General features: G+C 58.4%; 11 protein-coding genes. 5 read left to right on the top strand and 6 right to left on the bottom strand.

Translation table 11 applies throughout. The features are described from left to right. From FHX06_RS15250 to FHX06_RS15270, 5 genes are all read left to right on the top strand, one after another. The coding region (locus FHX06_RS15250; protein WP_183879948.1) for a beta strand repeat-containing protein at positions 1-2,480 on the top strand (2,480 nt) is incomplete at its 5' end. A gap of 692 nt (positions 2,481-3,172) precedes the next feature. Beyond that, complete coding sequence (locus FHX06_RS15255) at positions 3,173-3,658, top strand: DUF305 domain-containing protein (protein WP_183879950.1); 486 nt, start codon at positions 3,173-3,175, stop codon at positions 3,656-3,658. A 12-nt stretch (positions 3,659-3,670) separates the two neighbouring features. Beyond that, entirely contained in the window at positions 3,671-5,128 is a 1,458-nt protein-coding gene (locus tag FHX06_RS15260; RefSeq protein WP_112542885.1) for a YncE family protein, read from the top strand. Positions 5,129-5,190: 62 nt separating this feature from the next. Next, positions 5,191-5,718 carry an RNA polymerase sigma factor gene (locus FHX06_RS15265; RefSeq protein WP_018114885.1) on the top strand — a complete coding sequence of 176 codons (528 nt, stop codon included), beginning with the start codon at positions 5,191-5,193 and terminating at the stop codon, positions 5,716-5,718. Next, entirely contained in the window at positions 5,715-6,491 is a 777-nt protein-coding gene (locus FHX06_RS15270; protein WP_183879952.1) for an anti-sigma factor family protein, read from the top strand. Before FHX06_RS15265 ends, FHX06_RS15270 begins: the two co-directional genes overlap by 4 nt. Positions 6,492-6,548: 57 nt before the next feature. On the opposite strand, the gene FHX06_RS15275 is transcribed toward FHX06_RS15270, so the two are convergent. The 6 genes from FHX06_RS15275 to FHX06_RS15300 form a co-directional block, all read right to left on the bottom strand. Beyond that, positions 6,549-8,195 (bottom strand): GNAT family N-acetyltransferase, encoded by a 1,647-nt coding sequence (locus FHX06_RS15275; RefSeq protein WP_183879954.1) that lies wholly within the window; start codon positions 8,193-8,195, stop codon positions 6,549-6,551. Between the two features lie 136 nt (positions 8,196-8,331). Further along, a complete protein-coding gene (locus tag FHX06_RS15280; RefSeq protein WP_018114882.1) occupies positions 8,332-8,820 on the bottom strand; it encodes a hypothetical protein in 489 nt (162 codons plus the stop codon). An 80-nt stretch (positions 8,821-8,900) separates the two neighbouring features. Continuing rightward, the gene (locus FHX06_RS15285; RefSeq protein WP_018114881.1) at positions 8,901-10,250 is read right to left on the bottom strand and encodes an HlyD family type I secretion periplasmic adaptor subunit; all 1,350 of its coding nucleotides are present in this window, start codon (positions 10,248-10,250) and stop codon (positions 8,901-8,903) included. A 5-nt stretch (positions 10,251-10,255) separates the two neighbouring features. Next, the gene (locus FHX06_RS15290; protein ID WP_113210453.1) at positions 10,256-12,523 is read right to left on the bottom strand and encodes a type I secretion system permease/ATPase; all 2,268 of its coding nucleotides are present in this window, start codon (positions 12,521-12,523) and stop codon (positions 10,256-10,258) included. A gap of 22 nt (positions 12,524-12,545) precedes the next feature. Beyond that, a complete protein-coding gene (locus FHX06_RS15295) occupies positions 12,546-14,606 on the bottom strand; it encodes a hypothetical protein (protein WP_113016154.1) in 2,061 nt (686 codons plus the stop codon). A 137-nt stretch (positions 14,607-14,743) separates the two neighbouring features. After that, positions 14,744-15,745: a hypothetical protein gene (locus tag FHX06_RS15300; protein ID WP_018114878.1), complete on the bottom strand. Its 1,002-nt coding sequence runs from the start codon at positions 15,743-15,745 to the stop codon at positions 14,744-14,746. Positions 15,746-16,426: the final 681 nt, after the last annotated feature.

The raw sequence follows: 16,426 nt of genomic DNA on the forward strand, positions 1-16,426 counted from the left end.
ACGTCGTCACCGAGGCTGCAAATGCAGGCACCGACACGGTCAAGACCGCGCTTTCTGCCTATACGCTTGCCGACAATGTCGAGAACCTGACCTATACGGGTACGGTTGCCTTTACCGGTACGGGCAACAGCCTTGCCAACACGATCAGGGGTGCGGCAGGTGCCGACACGCTGGACGGCAAGGCGGGCTCCGATACGCTGATTGGTGGTGCGGGCAATGACACCTACATCGTGGACGTCGCCGGTGACGTCGTGACCGAAGCCGCCAACGAAGGCACGGATCTGGTCAAGACGTCGCTTTCAGCCTATGCGCTGACCAACATTGCCAATGTCGAGAACCTGACCTTCACCGGCAGCGGCAATTTTGCCGGGACCGGCAATGCCTTGGCCAACACGATCACCGGGGGTGCCGGCAACGACGTGCTGGACGGTGGAGCGGGAGCCGACACGCTGATTGGTGGCGTCGGCGATGACACCTATATCGTGGATGCCGCGAGCGACGTGGTCACGGAAGCAGCAGGTGCGGGTACGGACGAGATCCGGACGTCGCTTGCTGCCTATTCGATTGCTGCCCTCGCCAATATCGAGAACCTGACCTACACCGGGTCGGCAGCCTTCACCGGCACCGGCAATGCTGCGGCGAACGTGATCACCGGGGGTGCAGGCGCCGATACGCTGAACGGCGGAGCCGGTGCGGATACGCTGATCGGCGGCGCCGGTAATGACACCTACATCGTTGACAATGCCGGTGACGTCGTCACCGAAAGTGTCGATGCGGGGATCGATACGGTCAAGGCTGGGTCGGCGGCCTATACGCTTGCCGACAATGTCGAGAACCTGACCTATACGGGCACAGTGGCCTTCACCGGAACGGGCAACGATCTTGCCAACACGATCAGGGGTGCGGCAGGTGCCGACACGCTGGACGGCAAGGCGGGCTCCGATACGCTGATTGGTGGTGCGGGCAATGACACCTACATCGTGGACGTCGCCGGTGACGTCGTGACCGAAGCCGCCAACGAAGGCACGGATCTGGTCAAGACGTCGCTTTCAGCCTATGCGCTGACCAACATTGCCAATGTCGAGAACCTGACCTTCACCGGCAGCGGCAATTTTGCCGGGACCGGCAACGCCCTTTCCAACACGATCACCGGCGGCGCCGGCAACGACGTGCTGGATGGCGGGGCGGGTACCGACACGCTGATCGGCGGTATCGGCGATGACACCTATATCGTGGATGTCGTGGGCGACGTTGTCACGGAGGCAGCAGGTGCGGGCACCGATACGGTCAAGACCGCGCTTGCGGCCTATACGCTTGCCGACAATATCGAGAACCTGACCTACACCGGGTCGGCAGCCTTCACCGGCACCGGCAATGCTGCGGCGAATGTGATCACCGGCGGTGCAGGCGCCGATACGCTGAACGGCGGAGCCGGTGCGGATACGCTGATCGGCGGCGCCGGCAATGACACCTACATCGTTGACAATGCCGGTGACGTCGTCACCGAAAGTGTCGATGCGGGCATCGATACGGTCAAGGCTGGGTCGTCGGCCTATACGCTTGCCGACAATGTCGAGAACCTGACCTATACGGGCACAGTGGCCTTCACCGGAACGGGCAACAGCCTTGCCAACACGATCACCGGGGGAGCTGCGGCCGACCGGCTGTCGGGTGGCGACGGTGACGACACGCTCAACGGGGGAGCCGGTGAGGATACGCTGATCGGCGGCGCCGGCAACGACACCTACATCGTGGATGTCGCCGGTGACGTGGTGACTGAAGATGCAAGTGCAGGCACCGACACGGTGAAGACCGGGCTCGACCGCCTGGCACTTGTTGCCAATGTCGAAAACCTCACCTACACCGGCACCGGCGACTTTACTGGTATCGGCAATGCGCTCTCCAATACGATCACCGGGGGTGCCGGCAACGACACGCTGAACGGCGGAGACGGTAGCGATACGCTGATCGGCGGCAAGGGCAACGACTATTACATCGTCGACAGCGCCGGAGACGCCGTCATCGAAAATGCCGGTGAAGGGATCGACCAGGTGCAAACGTCCCTCGCCAACTATACGTTGGGAGAAAACATCGAAAACTTGAGCTCGGGTGCCGACGGCTGGGAAGCCTTTGTCGGAACAGGCAATGCACTCGATAATCGGATTGTGGGCAATGCCTTCGGGTCGAATACGCTGACAGGTGGCGCCGGAGACGACGTCCTTATCGGTGGAATGGCCGCGGACTTTTTCGTCTACGAGCCGAATTGGGGGCACGACACGATCATGTATTTCGAGGTGGCTGGCGGGGCACATGATACGATCAGGATCGATCACACGATCTTTGCCGACTGGGCATCGCTGCTCGCCGTATCGACCCTGTCAGGCAACGACACGATCATCACAGCCGATGCTGACAACACCATCACGCTGAAGAACGTGGCCGTGTCGAGCCTGCAGTCGGCGGATTTCCAATTTGTGTGAGCTTCGCTCGATCTCCCCGGCAGCCCCTCCAGAAGAGAGGGGCTGAAGTTCTGCCGCAGCTGAAGGGATTGGATGACGACAAGGAAGTTTACGAAACCTGGAACAAAGGTTGTCACAATCGGTTCGCGTGACGGTCGGCAAAAACGTCTCGATTGGAGTTCCTTGGGCAGCCCTGCTCCGCGCGCAAAACACGAACGTCTGTGGAGCGAGACGCACCCGTTTCCGTTGCGCGCGTCCGGCCCAGCCGTGGCCATACGCCGCTCAAGCCTGTGATAGACGCATTCCGGCAAAGCTGCGAGCGGTAGTCATCGGACCGATGGTCTTCGTCGTCATCGCCACTGGGGCCACTTGGCATGCTGAGCTACGCCAGCCTCGGAGCCTGGCGTCCTGGTTCTCAATATCGGCATATTCATCCACAAGCCCCTGTTGACGGTCCGGAAAACAGCCTGAAGTTCGTCGCGAGCCTGATGCTCGGCGTCTTCGGCCTCTTCCGAGTCGGAAAAGGTAACGGCGCGGAATGGCCGTGCATTCCCGCGGCGCTCTCTTCCCTCACCGTCAGGACGAAGCGAGGCGCTCGGCCAGCCACAAACAAGGGCCTTCTGCTCGCGGAAAAATATCCAGACCAATCGGAATAAAACAACAGTGCTGTTGTCTACGTTCATGAAACCGCTCTGCATGAAAAAGGAGCCCGCATGAACGTCTTTCCCCGAAAAGGATTCCTTCCGCTGGCAGCGCCGATCTTCGTGATCCTGTCCGCTTCTGCCTTTGCCGACGGCCCTGCATCGCATCAACATGCCACCTCCGCGGTTACGGAAGAGGCCCCGTTTCTGTCGGAAAATGACGCCGCCATGGCGAAGATGATGAACGACATGGCGGTGAGACCGACGGGCGACGTCAACAGGGATTTTGTGGAGATGATGATCCCTCATCATCAAGGGGCGATCGATATGGCGCAGACCTATCTGCGCTACGGCAGCAATGAGCAGCTCAAGCGCATTGCCCAGGAAATCATCGTCGATCAGCAGCAGGAAATTGCTGCGATGCGACTGGCTCTCGGTGATCCCCTTCCGCCGTCCGATCCCGCACCAACTCAGGTTTCTCCGCAAACTCCCGTCCCCTCCGGCGCAGGCATGTCGATGATGCCGGCCATGGATCCGAATATGAAAATGGGCAACTGAAAGGACCCTGTCATGAAGTCTAGCCTTCTCGCCCTCAGCCTTCTCGCCGGCACGATACTGGTGCCCTCAATAAGCTTTGCCGGCCAGGCACCGGGCGCGGTCTCCGATCCGGATATCCCGGTCAGCAGCAGGGATCGCGTCTATGCTGCAGAACAGTTCTCCAATACGGTTTCAGTCACTGATCCATCCACAAACAAACTGCTCGGCGTCATCCGTCTCGGCGATCCGCAGCCCGGCAATCTGAGCCCGCTCTATCGGGGGCAGGTCCTGGTCCATGGCATGGGTTTTTCGCCGGACCACAAAACGCTGGCCGTCGTTTCGATCGGCTCGAATTCGGTGACTTTCATCGACACGGCCACGAATACGGTAAAGCACACCACCTATGTGGGCCGCTCGCCGCATGAGGCATTCTTTACACCCGACGGCAACGAAGTTTGGGTCACCGTTCGCGGAGAGGATTACATCTCCGTCATCGATGCGCATACTTATGAGGAGAAGATGCAGATCAAGGTGCCGGCTGGTCCGGGCATGCAGATCTTCTCGCCGGACGGCAGGTACGGTTATATCTGCTCCTCGTTCAACCCTGAGACCGTAGTCGTTTCCGTCGCCGATCACCAGATCGTCGGCCACATCAAGCAGGAAAGCCCTTTCTGCCCCAATATTGCGGCAACGCCTGATGGCAAGCAGGTCTGGTTTACCCTGAAGGATACCGGCAAGACGCAGGTCTTCAACGCCGAAGCACCCTTTGATCTTATCAAGACGATCGATACCGGGCCGATCACCAATCACGTCAACATCGTTCACAATGCCAATGGCGACTTTGCCTATGTCTCCGTCGGCGGACTCAATCAGGTGAAGGTCTATCGCACGGATAACTTCCAACAGGTCGCGACAATTCCTGTCGGCAATCTTCCGCACGGCGTCTGGCCATCAGGCGATGGTACGCGCGTCTATGTGGGTCTCGAAAATGCCGATGCGCTTGCAGCAATCGACACACTGACAAACAAGGTCATCGCGACGATACCGATCGGCCAGGCGCCGCAGGCTGTCAACTATGTCCCCGATGCAGTCCCTGAGGGCGATGGCATGCAGAATCTCCAGCCGCTTGGCATCGCCGGCCAGGTGGCGCATCTTGCCCTGCACGCACCGAAGGCAAGCCAGGGCGACGTTGCACCAACGAGTGTCTCTCTTTTCGACCAAGGTCTGTCACAGGTGCTGCAGGCATCCGTGACCGGCCTGGAGCCCAAGAAACCTTATATCCTCGCACTCTCCACGCGGGCTGACGGTTCTGGCGATCTTCAACCCTTGGCGTCATTCATGACAAACCCGGCCGGTTCGGCGATCGTCAATGCCGTTGGCCCCATCCGGCAGATCGTCCAGAGCAGCGAGAAGGCTGAGCGCCGCTATCTCGTCATCACCGCCTCGGGGGATAAGGGGCCAGCCGAAGTCGTCCAGGTCGAAGCGAAGTAAATCCCTCTCGCCCGCCGCCTGTGATAGGGTGGCGGGCGAAAGCTCCTGAAGGTAAGCCTCTCATGAGTGATATTCTGCAGCTTGTCGAACCGATCATACCGGCGCTCCGCCGCTACGCCCGCGGATTGCTGAAAGATGCAACGGCAGCCGACGATCTCGTTCAGGATTGCCTGGAGCGGGTCATTGCTCATTGGCATCATCGCCGAAACGACGATCCGCGCACCTGGGTATTCGCCATCCTTCATAATCTGGCCGTCAACCGGTTGAAGCAGAACGCACGCCGTGGCGAACATCTGCCCATTGAGAAGGTGGATGAAAGTGCGTTTGCCCGACAGCCGACACAGGAAGACAGCCTGATGAGCCGCGATATCCTTCAGGCGCTGGAGCTGCTTCCCGAAGAGCAGCGCAGCGTGTTGCTGCTGGTATCGGTCGAGGATCTGTCCTATTCGCAGACAGCCGAGGTCCTGGCCATCCCGATCGGCACCGTCATGTCGCGCCTGTCGCGCGCCCGTGAGCGGCTAAGGCAGATGTTGGAGAACCCCGGGCAGGCAACACAGGGAGCAGCCGCCCATCTTCGGAGAATAAAATGAGCGTAAAACCGATCACCGAGGATGATCTCCACGGATTTGTGGACGGTGCGCTGGATGAGGCACGTGAAGCCGAGGTTTGCGCCTATCTTGAAACCCACCCTGATATCGCCGCGCGAATCGATAGTTACGGCAGGCAGCGGCTCGATTTGCGGACTGCGCTCAGCGCCATCGCCGAAGAACCGATCCCGAGCCGGCTGAACCTCAGCCATCTGCTGGAAGCGCGCAAGCCGGGCCGGCTGCCCTTGTGGCGTATGGCGGCTGCCGCTGTCGTTCTTCTCGTCGCAGGCGGTTCAGGGGGCTGGATGCTGCATGGAATGTATCGGCATCCAGGCGAAGGCATAGTGGCGCTCGCTGATGAAGCAGCCGACAGCTTCGCCACTTACGCTCCCGATAAAATAAGGCCGGTCGAGCTTCGTGCCGACAATATGGCCGAACTCGTCGACTGGGCGACGGAGCGCATGGGCCGCAAGCCGGTAGTGCCGGATCTCTCCGGATCGGGCTATCGCCTGATGGGTGGCAGGATGATCTCGACGTCGCATGGTGCCGGATTGATGCTGATGTATGACGATGATCGGGGAACGCGTCTCGTCGTGCTGACGCGGCCCATGCTCGTCGATCAGAACAAGCCCATGGCGCCGCATGCTGAGGGAAATGTTGAAGGCTGGAGCTGGGCATCCGGCGGCATGGGCTACAGCCTCGTCGGCGCCCTGCCGGCTGATATCTTGCATCCGCTCGCTGATGATATCAGGCACCAGACCGAAACAGGTGCCTAGACTCTGCATGCCCGAAGCATTGCGCAGCGGCTTTGGGCGACATGCTTGACAAGGATTTTAGTGCATGCGGGGGCGGCGTTTTTCGCCGCCGCGTTTTCGCGGCAGTCCCATCATACCTTGTGGGACCTGCTCGTCGGCTGCCAGTGCCGCATTATGCTGGCGCAGGCGCTCGAGCGCAACGGAAGCAAGCTGGGTATAGGGGATGGCGGCCGGATCGTCGGTATGGATATCCTGGATCGCCGCGAGGACTGTCTCGGCTTGCGTGAGATGGCGAGCTGCGATGAGCGCGATACCCTCCTTATAGCGGGCCTGTACCAAATGGGGCGCCTGCTCGCCGACGCGACGGAAGGTCACGACCGCATCCTCATAGAGCTTCAGCGCCAGTTGCGTATCTCCAAGGCGAAGCGCGATCGGCAGCGGCTCGGCGGTGCGCTCCAGCAGCGACTGGTAGGCGGCAAGGGCTTCGGTCAGCTTCCCCCGGTCGAAGAGCAGGTTGGCAATCCCGAATTCGGCGCCCACATGGCCCGGCGAGGATTGCAGAACCTGGGAGAAGATAATCTCGGCCCTTCCTTTTTCGCCCTTTTGATACATTTCGAGCGCCTGCTGGTAGGCATAGTTGACGCTGCGCGGATGCAGGACGCCGCCGAGATTGTGTCCGTTGCGGGTCCTGAAGAGCGTATAACTGATCCGCCGCTCGTCAGCGCCGAAGGCATATTTGTAAGCTTCGTTTCCGCGCAGGAAATCATAGAAACGGAAGCCGTCCTCGATGGCCCGGCGGATACAATAGCCATGCAGCACCAGACCGGGAGATGGCGTCCTCCAGTTCTCGTCACGGCCAGTGATATAGAAGAGGATCGTTTTTTTCGGGCGGTCGATGATGTTGGCGAGGACGCCGAGCGGCTGTTCCCCGAACCAGAAGACCGGGACTTCGAGCGTGCCGCTCCTGAAGCAGTCCATCAGCATTTCGCGGGTGGAATTGATGAGCCGCTCCGTCCGCTCCGCTCCTTTGCGCTCCGTCCACCGCGTGCGCCAGAAATCGAAGAGAATGCCAAGGTCCCGATCGATGGTGTCGGGCGTCGCCATGGTGATCCGGTAGCCCTCGTCGCCATCGAGCTTGCGCAGGAAGCGACGCAGCTTCTGGCGCGTCTGACTGCTCATCTTCTGCTCCAGATAATCGTCCCAGCTCTCCGGCAAAAAGACGACCGGGCAGATCGTATTGTCGATATTGTCTTTGCTGGTCGGGGCATTATCACGAAACATGACGAGCGGCCCCTGCAGCGCCGTGATCATCTTCTCCCGGCGTTCCGCCGGCCCGCTGAAATGTTCCAGCCGAAGATGCGTCCAGTTCTGCTGTTTGAGGTACGCCGCGAAGCCGTCGATGGCTTTTTGCTCGTAGCCGGGCATGACGAGGAGGCCGGTATAGTCGGCCGAATAATTTCCGCCCATGACGATTTCGTCATAGAAAAGCCCGCTCTGCTCATCGAGTTTGGTCAGCAACCTGAGCGGCAAAAAGGCGACGTAGCGAGCATCCCGCTGCCGCTCGCGCAGCGCCAGGACAAACCAACGGCCACGGTGCGCAAGAAAGTCTTTGAGCCATGTCCAGGAGAGGAAATGTTGGGCGTCCGGATCGTCCCGATAAACCTGATCCCAGTTATCGCGTACGGCATCGAAGCCGGCTACCGTATCAATGATATCGATGCGCATGCCCCCTCCCAATACTCCATACGTAATTCGGGAGAATCCAGTCTAGTGAGAAACATCGATCTTCAAATAAACCGTCCGGGTGATTCCTTGGGACGAAATCGGATTAGCCCGAAGCGATTGTTTTCAGACAGCAATATCAGAGCGCCACGATCCGCGGGCTTGCGTGGATGAAGGCCCAAAGCGCCTTGCTGATATTGACGATCTCAGCAATCGATTTCTCAAGAAGCTCGATTTCCCGGTCATTCATCTGCTCGATCTTTCCGTAGCGGATTTCCTTGTCGTCCTCCACCAGGCGCATGAGTTGCGTGCTGGAAATTTCGCCCTTCTCATCGAAGGAATAGATGCAGTGATTGTATTTGTTGCGCATCTTCGATTCCTTCTTCAGGCGCGACATGGCCGAAAGAACGGCCTTGCGGTCCGCAGCCGGAGTCGAAGGAAGCTTTGCGAGACGCTCGACGAGATCGATGCGCGCGCGCGTCGTGTTGAGTGTCAGAAAAACAACCACTGCAGCTTCCTTCTCCACGTTGAGAAGATGGGCGATAATATAGATCAGCAGGCTTTCTGTATTCGTCCAAACATAGTTTAGCCGGCCAACCCTTAATAACACATCGGACATGGCCGTCATGCTGAACTCCCTCGGCTCAACGTTGATGATACATGGATTATATCAGATCATTTCGTTGAGTGCTTCGGCCATTTCTGTGTTTAACGCTCCTTGAACGCGCGCGACATGCTGTCGGCAACTGGCTTGCTCAGATATTCGAAGAAGGTACGCTCCGAGGTCTGGATCAGCACTTCGGCCGGCATGCCGGGAACCGGGTGGAAATTGTGAATGCGGGCGATTTCAGAGTCCGGAATTTGCACACGCACGATATACACGTCCTTTACGGACAAGCCGGAATTTTCCTCGACCGAATCTGCCGAAACATAGAAGACCTTTCCTTCCAGGACCGGCGTCGTGCGTCTGTTGAGGGCAGTGAGGCGGATCGCTGCCGTCTGGCCCTCGTGAAGCTGATCGATGGAGGTACGCAATACCTGCGCCTCCAGGATCAGCGGCACATGGGCCGGCAGAATTTCCATGATCGGTTTGCCGGTGGTGATAACACCGCCGGCAGTGTGGTAATAGGAGCGTACGACCGTACCTGTCACAGGCGAGCGGATGACCGTACGCTCCAGGACGCCGGTTGCTTCCCGGGCCTGTTCGCGAACGCTGTCGAGATCGGATTCGGCCGTCTCCAGCGCATCGAGTGCCGCCTGCTTGTTGGAATTGACCGCAATGACTGCCTCCTGGCGGAATTTGGCGATTTCTGCCTCGCTCTCGTTCAGCTCACCATTCAGGCGCGAAATATCGCCCATCGCATCGGCGATGGCGCGCTCGATGGCCAGTAGATCGGTCTTGCGCATATAGCCGACCTTGACGAGTCGCGCCTTGGAGTCCCGTTCGTCCGACAGCAATGACAGCTGCCGCTCGAAGGATTCGCGTTGTCCCTTGTAGCCATCGAAGCGATATTCCAGCGACTTGATGTTCTTCTCGATGAGGTTCAGCTGTTCTTCGAGTTTGACCCGCTTGCTGTGAAAGACCACGTTCTGGCTCTGGATAATCGCATTGACGTCCGGATCGCTGGCCTCTGCCATGACGATCTCGGGAGCCTTGAATTCATTTGTTCCCTGTGCTTCCGCCCTCAACCGCGCCACAACCGCCTCCAGGCGCAGACGCCTCAAGTTCAACATGCGTTCGTTGGTCAGGGCGGCTGTCTGGTCGAGCGTCAGCAGTACGTCGCCTTCCTTGACGGTTGCGCCTTCGCCAACCATCATTTCCTTGATGATGCCACCTTCAAGGTGCTGGACAACCTTGTTGTTGCCGGTCGCAACGAAACTGCCCTGGGCAATGATTGCAGAGGCAAGCGGCGCGGTTGCGGCCCAATATCCAAAACCGCCAAACGAAGCGAAAAGCACCGTTAGGCCAACGAAGCTGTGCAGACGGATAGACCGCGGCACGTCGCCGTACCACTCGAGCTGCGCTGGGCCGGCCGTTTCCTGTTTCTTCTTTCCCATGGCCGTCACCCTTCGATACGCGGGGGCTGCTGGCCGTTGCGGCCATTGCCCTTTGAGATTGCCTGCAGCACTTCGGTACGTTCGCCGAACATGGCGACCGTGCCGTCCTTGAGGACCATGATCTTGTCCACGCATTGCAGCAGCGCCGGGCGCTGCGTGATCGTGACGGTCGTGATCCCCTGTTTCTTGGCGTGGATCAGCGCCTTTGCCAGAGCGGCTTCGCCCTGCGTGTCAAGGTTGGAATTGGGTTCGTCGAGCACGACGAATTTGGGGTCGCCGAAGAAGGCGCGGGCCAGTGCGATGCGCTGCTTCTGGCCGCCCGAAAGCGGCGCGCCGTCGGCGGCGACGACGGTTTCGTAACCCTGCGGGAAACCGGCGATCAGCTCGTGCACGTCGGCCAGGACAGCTGCCTCGTAGATCTGTCGGTCTTCGACGTCGTCACGCATCCGGCAGATATTTGCCTTGATGGTTCCTGGAAACAGCTGCACATCCTGCGGCAGGTAGCCGATGCTTTCGCCGAACTGCCGCTGGTCCCAGTTGCGCAGATCCATGAGGTCGAGGCGGACATTGCCCGAGGTCGGCAGGATTGAGCCCACCAGCATCTTTCCGAGTGTCGTCTTGCCAGAACCGGAATTGCCGATGATTGCCAGCGATTCACCCTTCTTCAGCGAGAAGGAGATGCCGTTCAGGATCACCTTCTTCTGAGGTGGAGGGACGAAGAGGACTCGCTCAACGTCCAGCCGCCCTTCCGGATTGGGAAGTCGCAGGCGCGGGAAGTTGAGCGGCGAGGTGAGCAGCAGGTTCTTGATGCGGCCATAGGCGGCGGCGGAGCGGTTGAACTGATGCCAGCCTTCGATTGCCCCTTCGATCGGCGCCAGCGCGCGGCCGGAAATGATCGAAGCTGCGATGACCATGCCGCCAGTCAGTTCGCCCGATAGCGACAGATGGGCACCCCAGCCCAAAAGACCGACCTGCGTGATCATGCGGCAAGCCTTGGAAACGCCGGTGAAGACGATGTTGCGGTCCTGCGCCTGCACATGGGATTTCAGCGAGCCGGCCGTTTCCCGGCCCCACATCTTCACTGCCTCCGGAATCATGGCGAGCGCATTGATGATCTGCGAATTGCGCGACATGGAATCGAGATGAAAGTTCGCGCGGCTGAGATAGCTGTTGGATTCGGCGAACTGCTTGGCCGTGAGCTTCTGGTTCAGGAAGGCGATCAGGAACAGGACCGCGCAGCAGACCATGATGATGATGCCGAGATGCGGATGCACCAGGTAGACAACGATCACGAAGAGCGGCATCAACGGAGCATCCAGGAAGGCGATCAGCGTGCCGGACGTCAGGAAGCTTCGCAGCAGCTGAAGATCCTGCAGGATCTGGTAATCCTTGCCGCTTCCATGCAGCGAGGCGCGAGCCGCCGCGCTGAGGATCGGGGCGCCCAGCTGGACTTCCAGTTCCACCGCGGTCCGCATCAGGATGAAGCGGCGGACAGAATCCAGGAAAGCCTGTATGAGGACCGCGCCCACCACCACGATCGAAAGCATCACCAATGTGTCGATCGAACGGCTGGTCAGGACGCGGTCCGAAATCTGGAAGAGGTAGAGTGGGATCGCCAGCAGGAGCACGTTGATCGCGACCGTGAAGACCATCACGATGGCGAGGTTGCGCCTGATGACCGCGATACCTCGCGCAAGGCTCAAGGCGAAATTCACCGGCTCGCTGCGCTTGTGGAAGCCACTGTTTCCGCCGCCGCCACCGCCGCCACCGCCACCGAGATCCGGTTCCTTGCCGCCACCGCCACCGTCTCCAGTCCGCGGGCGGCGCTCATTTTCCTTCAGCGGACCGGTGTTGCCGTCGATCGTCTTGGCAAAGGGAATATCCGGCTTGGCCTTCATCTCGTCGGCGTCGCCAGGCGCCCGCCGTGCCTCGATATCGGGCATCGTTCGCAATTCTTCGCCGGACTGCGGCTTTATTTCTGGTTCTACGGTATCGACGGCGGGAACATCATGACCGGAAAGCTGCCTTTCAGATCGTACGATAGGCATCGCTTGCACTTCGTTCACTTTCTCTTCGGCGACAGTGCCGGCTTCATCTGGATGGGAGGGCGCCGTGTGTGTCAGTTGGCGAAGATGATCCACCGCATCATCGATTGCCGAAACGCAGGCCTGCGTCATGAAATCCTGAGGATCCGCCGCTGTGGGGGACGGCTTGTCGCCACGCAGATCGAGCGCGCTGCCATTGGCAAAAATCTGTTTTGAGATCTGGTTCATCGTGGTCTCTCCCAATACCAGGTCACGCGACCACGACTTGCATTACATCTGAGGGGTGGGCGGACGACCATGAAAGGTCATGGCCGCCGTTGATGATGCCATCGCCACTGTCCGTGCCATGGGGGCCATCGTCATCGAGAAAGGCAATGACTTCATTGGCAAGCTTTGCCCCTGCCGCCTCGGGCGCAGTGGCATCGTGTTCTATGATCCCGCCTTGGATGAGAATGGCATCGGAATAGAGCTGGCCGGCAACGTAAGTAGTATTGCCGAAGCTGTCATAGTCGACGATTTGAGCGATATTGGCGACGGTATTGCTGCCCGTATCGATCGTGATCACGGCGTCCTGGTTATTCTTAAGGAGCTCGGCTGCTGCCTGGGTCACGTCGTCGGAATCTCCGAGCACGGCGACCTGTTTGATGATGGTCATGTCGAAGAGATTGCCGGTAATGTAGAGAACATTCAGGCCGACATAGCCCTGGAAATTGAGATCGGTGGACAAGCCCTCAGGCATTGACGGATCGCGCTCCAGAATTCCCTTCTCTGCCTGATGCATATAGTCGGGCATGGTCTCGAACCGGTCGTTGGCCCCGACATTGTGGATCGCTGCAAAGTTCCAGATGAGATTGTTGCCGGACTGAACGGCGGCATTGCCGTCCGCGCCGTCCTCGGCGCGAACCCAATCGTTGTCGTAGAGAAGTGAAATCTGCGTGATGCTATTGATGTCGTAGACACTGCCGCCGACGATCACCAGATCGTATTGCAGGCCCATCTGGAAGGACGACGAGAAATTCAGTGTCGTATTGCCGCCGGTCAGAACGGTCGTTTGCGAGCCGCTCGTCGTGACGGTCATCGTGTCGTTATCGCTGACGAAATGATACTGCTCGATCCAGTTTACGAAGGATACGTCGCCGTTGACGATGCTGACCCGCCAGGCCATCGGAAAGATGGGGTCGCCATGTGCATCGACGGTCGTCTCCGGTTGGGGCGATTGATACGTGCTGCGTTCAAAGCTGGCTATATTGTAGGCCGTGACACCGGCGTCATCGGCAGCATCGGCCGAGGAGTGGAACATCGAGGCGATATCGTCATCGTTGCTGTAGGCGTAAACCTGCGTGATGGCATCGATCTGGTGATAGTCGCCCATGATGGCCGTCACGGAAGAGATTACCGCGGTATTGATGACGGAGGCTATATTGGCGACGAGGTTTGCGCCGGCAGTGACCTCCAGGCTGCTTGAAGCCGGGTCATGCTGCTCGACCGAGGTCTGGGTTTCGTCGGGATCTTCCGGCAGTTTGGCAAGGCCACGGTCCGGCAGCAGATCGTCCAGCGCCGGTATTTCTGAAACAAGCTTGCCGTTCATGTGGGTTCCGGTGATCTCGGATCCCGCCAGGACGAAATCATGCGCCTGGTCGTTTGGATTGTCTGCCGGCGGTTCGTTCGTTCCGAGCGATGTCTGGCCGGAATCCTTCACCACCTGAATGTAGGATTCCATATCGTTGGCGATATGTTTGACACCTTCGAAAGTGTCGGTCCGTTGCAGACTGGCAAAGGGAGTGAATATTTCGGTTTGGTCGTTGAACTCTGCCAGCCGTTCGGTGACGAAGCTCGTGTCCCGGGGGGCGTGGTAGCCATCCGTCATATCGAGATAGTCGTCGTCAAAGAGAACGTTGACCTGCGTAACGTATCCGATCACCGATCCGGGGCCATTGAAAACCTGCAGCTGTTCGTCGTCCTCGACGTTGATGTCCTGCGGACTGCCGAACCGAGGCAACGACGACACATCGCGGTGCGCAATCTCGGAGAGCTTTTCGATGCTTTCCTCGAAGGGGCGGCCGAAGCGGCGGGCCCCGCCATAGACGATCTCATAACTGACGCTTCTGTAGTCGACGTCGGGATCGTAGTCTTTGAGCATAAGATCGGAAGCGAAGGCGGGGGTGTTGGCGACGAGGTCGTCGAGCGTGGGCTCATTTTCAACAGGACCCGTGCCCGCGGTCAGCTCTGCACGCAGTCTCATTTCTTCGGTCGTCGTTTCGAATATGCCGATGAAATGGGCGATAATTTCTGAGAATTTCTCGATTTGCATTGCCTTGGCCCTCCCTTTCGAAGAAACGACCGGCCATGCGATCCCCTTCTGCTGGAGCCGCGCTGTTCGTCAATTCGCACGCAAGCATTCAAACTGCACCGGCGGAAGCCGGTGCAGTCTTTTCTTGGTCTTGGAGGTCAGTGTCCGCTGGAATCTTCGCCGACATCGGAAACATGCGAGTTACCGCCGATGACGCTGGAGTCCACAGCGTTGCTGAGCATGTTCGCGCCCTGAACGAGCTCCAGATGGAAGCCCGAATTGGCAAGAATTGCCGAAGCATCTGCCGTGGAAGTACCTGCGACGTCGTCACCCGCCTTGAGGTCCCAGCCCTTGCTGTCCATATCCATGCCGTCAGCACCGTTCGCCGTGCCGGCATTCGCACTCAGGTGGTTCTGAGCGCCGCCATTCTCCATCGTGATGTTCCAGGCCTTATCCTGGTCTGCAAGATGGTTGGCTTGGACAGTGCTGAAGACGGAATCGGCGCCTTCGCCGGAAAGCGAGCCGTTGAGGATATTGTCGATATTGAGGGTGAAGGAGAAGTCATCCCCGATGTCGAAGGTGAGGTCGTGGCCGGCTACGCCGAGGTTCCCGAAGTCCTTGACATCGTCAATAACGGCGAAGTCCGTGTCCGTTTTGTTGAAGCTGTCGCTGGTATTGTGGCTGTCAGTGGTCGTCTTGGTATCGGTAATCGTCTTGATGTCGGTGTCGATATCCGTGTCCGTCTTGGTGGTCGTGTCGTTGTCGGTGATCGTCTTGATGTCGACGTCGTCGTCACTGTACGACTTGGCGTCATAGCTCCAGTCGTAGTCCGATTTTGTGGTCGTCGTCGTGTCGTTATCGTTGATGTTGGTCGTCTTGATGTTCGTGTCGTCGTCCGACTTGTAGCTCCAGTCGTAGTCGTTGTCGCGGTTGTCGCCGTTGTCGGTCTTCACATCGAGATCGACGTTTGCCTTGACGTCAACGTCCGTGCTGTTGTCGGTGTTGTTGCGATTGTCGCCATTGGCGATGCCGCCGACGTAACCCGTTGAATTATCATCGATTTCTGTTGAATTTATAGCGCTGGAAAGGCCATCGGCCAAGGCGCCCACCTTGACGGTGTCGTCATCAGAGCCCGGCCCGGGCTTGGGGTCATAAGGCATTTCGGTTTCCTCCAGAAAAAAACTGGAGCAGCTTTCGAAGTCCCTCTCATCTCAAATGGGATCTTTGCTCGCGCTTGCTCCAATACGTTAATGTCGGCAGATGGACACGGTACCTTTTCATCTGCAGCCTCATCGTGATTTGTTGACCAAATTCTGTATTGGGATCGTGCTTACTCAGTACAAAGACGCACTAATCCAGTCCCGGACTCGATATGAGCGCGAGCAAGGCATTCGAACTTCTTTTTGAGTTCCCTCGAAAGAAGACCAAGTATCAAAAACACATGCTGATACTCGATTTTCACGTCGCCACTTTCAGCGACAGTCACAGATTGATGGAAAAAGCAGGCCCCCGATAGATACCAATTCGGGCTAAGACATCGGAGGCCCAGCTCGATAATCCGCTTAAGTCAGGGCCGGATCGCAGGCATCGAAGAAAGCTCTGTAAGATTTGGGGACCGCGTCCTCTACCTCGGAATCCGGGGGAGTCGACGGATTATGATATCGTGAAGTTAAGCTCGGAAGGTTCTCCGTCTTATTTTGAAATATCGTCTGCCCATTACCGCTTTGCTTTTGTATGTCTCGAACTAATACATGCTGCTTTATACCGTGATCTAGTCGAAATACCGCCCGCTAGTATGTTTCTTGTCTGAAATGCAACCATAAAGTGGCAAAAAATAAATA

Source organism: Rhizobium sp. BK512 (genome assembly GCF_014194915.1).
Taxonomy (GTDB): Bacteria; Pseudomonadota; Alphaproteobacteria; order Rhizobiales; family Rhizobiaceae; genus Rhizobium.

Excerpts from the sequence above, each read along its gene's own strand:
- FHX06_RS15255 (WP_183879950.1), top strand. The coding sequence starts at position 3,173 with ATGAACGTCTTTCCCCGAAAAGGATTCCTTCCGCTGGCAGCGCCGATC.
- FHX06_RS15260 (WP_112542885.1), top strand. The coding sequence starts at position 3,671 with ATGAAGTCTAGCCTTCTCGCCCTCAGCCTTCTCGCCGGCACGATACTG.
- FHX06_RS15265 (WP_018114885.1), top strand. The coding sequence starts at position 5,191 with ATGAGTGATATTCTGCAGCTTGTCGAACCGATCATACCGGCGCTCCGC.
- FHX06_RS15270 (WP_183879952.1), top strand. The coding sequence starts at position 5,715 with ATGAGCGTAAAACCGATCACCGAGGATGATCTCCACGGATTTGTGGAC.
- FHX06_RS15275 (WP_183879954.1), bottom strand. The coding sequence starts at position 8,195 with ATGCGCATCGATATCATTGATACGGTAGCCGGCTTCGATGCCGTACGC.
- FHX06_RS15280 (WP_018114882.1), bottom strand. The coding sequence starts at position 8,820 with ATGACGGCCATGTCCGATGTGTTATTAAGGGTTGGCCGGCTAAACTAT.
- FHX06_RS15285 (WP_018114881.1), bottom strand. The coding sequence starts at position 10,250 with ATGGGAAAGAAGAAACAGGAAACGGCCGGCCCAGCGCAGCTCGAGTGG.
- FHX06_RS15290 (WP_113210453.1), bottom strand. The coding sequence starts at position 12,523 with ATGAACCAGATCTCAAAACAGATTTTTGCCAATGGCAGCGCGCTCGAT.
- FHX06_RS15295 (WP_113016154.1), bottom strand. The coding sequence starts at position 14,606 with ATGCAAATCGAGAAATTCTCAGAAATTATCGCCCATTTCATCGGCATA.
- FHX06_RS15300 (WP_018114878.1), bottom strand. The coding sequence starts at position 15,745 with ATGCCTTATGACCCCAAGCCCGGGCCGGGCTCTGATGACGACACCGTC.